The organism is Ursidibacter arcticus, from assembly GCF_009761375.1.
Taxonomy (GTDB): domain Bacteria; phylum Pseudomonadota; class Gammaproteobacteria; order Enterobacterales; family Pasteurellaceae; genus Ursidibacter; species Ursidibacter arcticus.
Genome location: NZ_LEKM01000054.1, coordinates 1 through 2,944, shown reverse-complemented (window position 1 = coordinate 2,944; position 2,944 = coordinate 1). Strand labels below are relative to the sequence as shown.

The 2,944-nt window shown below is 38.9% G+C and carries 4 protein-coding genes; 2 read left to right on the top strand and 2 right to left on the bottom strand.

The annotated features are described in order from the left end of the window. Positions 1–149 (top strand): zinc ribbon domain-containing protein (locus tag A1D25_RS01695; RefSeq protein WP_157393995.1); only part of this gene is annotated, 149 nt, incomplete at its 5' end. Between the two features lie 172 nt (positions 150–321). Here A1D25_RS01695 and gdhA read toward each other — a convergent pair. Further along, the gene (gene gdhA / locus A1D25_RS01690) at positions 322–1,659 is read right to left on the bottom strand and encodes an NADP-specific glutamate dehydrogenase (protein ID WP_157393994.1); all 1,338 of its coding nucleotides are present in this window, start codon (positions 1,657–1,659) and stop codon (positions 322–324) included. Positions 1,660–1,924: 265 nt separating this feature from the next. On the opposite strand from gdhA, the gene ubiG reads away from it, so the two are divergent. Beyond that, positions 1,925–2,638, top strand: coding sequence for a bifunctional 2-polyprenyl-6-hydroxyphenol methylase/3-demethylubiquinol 3-O-methyltransferase UbiG (ubiG, locus tag A1D25_RS01685; protein WP_157393993.1), 714 nt, complete (start codon positions 1,925–1,927; stop codon positions 2,636–2,638). Here ubiG and A1D25_RS01680 read toward each other — a convergent pair. Further along, complete coding sequence (locus A1D25_RS01680; protein WP_157393992.1) at positions 2,635–2,865, bottom strand: YceK/YidQ family lipoprotein; 231 nt, start codon at positions 2,863–2,865, stop codon at positions 2,635–2,637. The two genes, ubiG and A1D25_RS01680, sit on opposite strands and share 4 nt — an antisense overlap. Between the last annotated feature and the right edge of the window lie 79 nt (positions 2,866–2,944).

Sequence of the window (2,944 nt, the reverse complement as noted above, 5' to 3'; positions counted from 1 at the left end):
GAATTTGCCCTTGTTGCGGTATGACCTCAAAGGAAAATCGCCAAACGCAAGCCGATTTTGAGTGCGTAGAATGTGGCTACAGGGAAAACGCCGATGTAGTCGGTGCGTTAAACGTATTGGCACGTGGGCGAGTAATCGTCCACGTATAATAATATCAGGGCAGGGCGTGTCCGTAGCGCTTGTGAAATGAACCGCACTAGCGGTCAGCAACAAGAACCCACCGAGAGTACCTATTGCTTGCAATGGGAGCTAGTAGGAATCCCCATCCTTTAGATGGGGAGGATGTCAAAATAAGAGTTAGGTAATTATATTAAGCGGATATTACACCACGCCTTGCTCTAACATTGCTGTCGCAACTTTTTTAAAGCCTGCAATGTTTGCACCATTTACATAGTTCACAAAGCCATTTTCTGTACCATTTTCTACGCAGTTTTCGTGGATATTTTTCATAATATCAAATAGACGTTGATCCACTTCCTCACGACTCCAAGATAGACGAATTGCATTTTGGCTCATCTCTAAACCTGAAGTTGCAACGCCACCTGCATTTGATGCTTTACCTGGTGCGTATAGGATTTTCGCATCAACAAAGACTTCTACTGCACCTAATGTTGATGGCATATTTGCCCCTTCAGCCACACAGATACAGCCATTTTTGAGTAATGTTTTTGCATCTTCTGTATCCAGTTCGTTTTGCGTTGCACAAGGTAGTGCGACTTCACACGCTACGCCCCAAGGTTTTTGACCTTCAAAATATTGAATACCTTGCTCTTTCGCATAAACTGAAAGACGCTCACGACGCTCATTTTTGAGTTCTAATAATGCTGCAAGCTGTGCTTCTGTCATACCACTATCAGGGAATAATACATAGCCGTTAGAATCTGAAACAGTTAATACTTTTGCACCTTTTTGGATTGCTTTTTCTGCTGCATATTGTGCCACATTACCAGAACCAGAAATCACAACACGTTTGCCATCAAAACTTTGACCTCGCGTATTTAACATACTTTCTGCAAAATAGACTGTACCGTAACCTGTTGCTTCTGGACGAATTAAACTACCGCCCCACGTTAAACTTTTTCCTGTTAATACCGAAGTAAATTCATTGCGTAATTTTTTATATTGACCATATAAATAGCCAATTTCACGACCCCCCACACCAATATCACCAGCTGGAACATCTGTATCTGCACCAATATGACGGAATAATTCACTCATAAAGGCTTGGCAGAAACGCATTACTTCCGCATCCGATTTACCTTTAGGATCGAAATCTGATCCGCCTTTACCACCGCCCATCGGTAAAGTTGTTAAGGCATTTTTAAATACTTGCTCAAAGGCTAAGAATTTTAATACGCCTAAATCCACCGTTGGATGAAAACGTAAACCACCTTTATATGGGCCAATTGCTGAGTTCATCTGTACACGATAACCACGATTTACTTGTACTTGACCTTTGTCATCAACCCAGGTTACACGAAAGCTAATTACACGCTCTGGTTCAACAATACGTTCTAATAAGCCATATTTAGTGTATTGTGGATTTTTCGCTAAAAACGGAGCAAGGCTACCAAAAACTTCTTCAACCGCTTGGTGGAAAGGTGCTTGGTTTGGATCACGCTGTTTAATTTTTTGGAAAAGTACGTTTAAATCGCTCATAAAGGTTTCCTTAATTTTTATTAATCTTGTGTTTGAATGACGCAGAGTTTATCGACTTCATTTCAATTTGCAAGAAAAATTTAAAAAAATTTATAATAATCATTAAAAAAACTAATCAAAAGACTATTTTTGAACCTTTTTGTAAATTTTTTAGACAAAATCACCGTTTTATTTCAGCTTTTTTACAGAAATTAGTCGTTTTTTCCGTTTTTATCGGTAGAGATCAGGTAAAATTTCCCCTTAAAAAATTGTTATAGGTGGTTTTATGCAGAACGTTGATCAACAGGAAATATCAAAATTTGAAAAAATGGCAAAAAGCTGGTGGGATCCGAAAGGGGATTTTAAACCTATTCACTTACTTAATCCTTTACGCCTAGCCTATGTCAATGAAAAATCGGGTGGCTTATTTGGTAAAAAAGTGCTTGATGTTGGCTGTGGTGGCGGTATTCTAAGTGAAGCAATGGCTAAATTAGGAGCAACTGTAATGGGCATTGATATGACGACAGAGCCACTGGCGATTGCGAAACAACACGCAGAGCAAAATAATTTAACTATTGATTATCAACAAACTACTATTGAAAATTTTTTAGCAGAACAGACCGCTTGTAATGCCGAAAAGTTTGACGTTATTACCTGTATGGAAATGTTAGAACACGTTCCTGATCCACTTTCGATTATTCAAAGTTGCCAAGCCTTATTAAAACCTAACGGCGTACTTTTTTTCTCTACGATTAACCGTACACTTAAAGCCTATGCTTTAGTCATTATTGGTGCGGAATATGTGCTTAAAATGTTGCCAAAAGGCACTCACGAATTTGAGAAATTTATTAAGCCTGCTGAGTTATTAAATTGGGGCGATCAGGCTCAATTAAGTTGTACTGAAATGGTGGGCTACCATTTTAATCCGCTCACAGAGAAATTTTGGCTTAATAAAGATGTGAGCTGTAACTATATCGCAATGCTTAAACATACCGCTTAACGAGTTAGCGTAACGGGTAATAATAGTGTGTCAAACACAAAACTAAGGGGTAAATCTATCACGGCTAACACACTGATAACGCCCCCTTCTCTCATCGTTTGAAAATCTTTTATTACCCCTGCATAAGGGGTGTAATCATCTTCTGCTAAACTTGAAATTGTGCCACAAGCGGTCAGATTTAGCATACAGAATACCAAAATTGCCCCTTTATATCCCATTCGTTTCATTTCTCAATTCTCTTTTCATTACTGGCTAAAACTATTCTAACGGAAATCACAGAGCAAGATCAGACCGCTGACAAACCCT

Coding starts and splice junctions, on each gene's coding strand:
- gdhA (WP_157393994.1), bottom strand. CDS start 1,659: ATGAGCGATTTAAACGTACTTTTCCAAAAAATTAAACAGCGTGATCCA.
- ubiG (WP_157393993.1), top strand. CDS start 1,925: ATGCAGAACGTTGATCAACAGGAAATATCAAAATTTGAAAAAATGGCA.
- A1D25_RS01680 (WP_157393992.1), bottom strand. CDS start 2,865: ATGAAACGAATGGGATATAAAGGGGCAATTTTGGTATTCTGTATGCTA.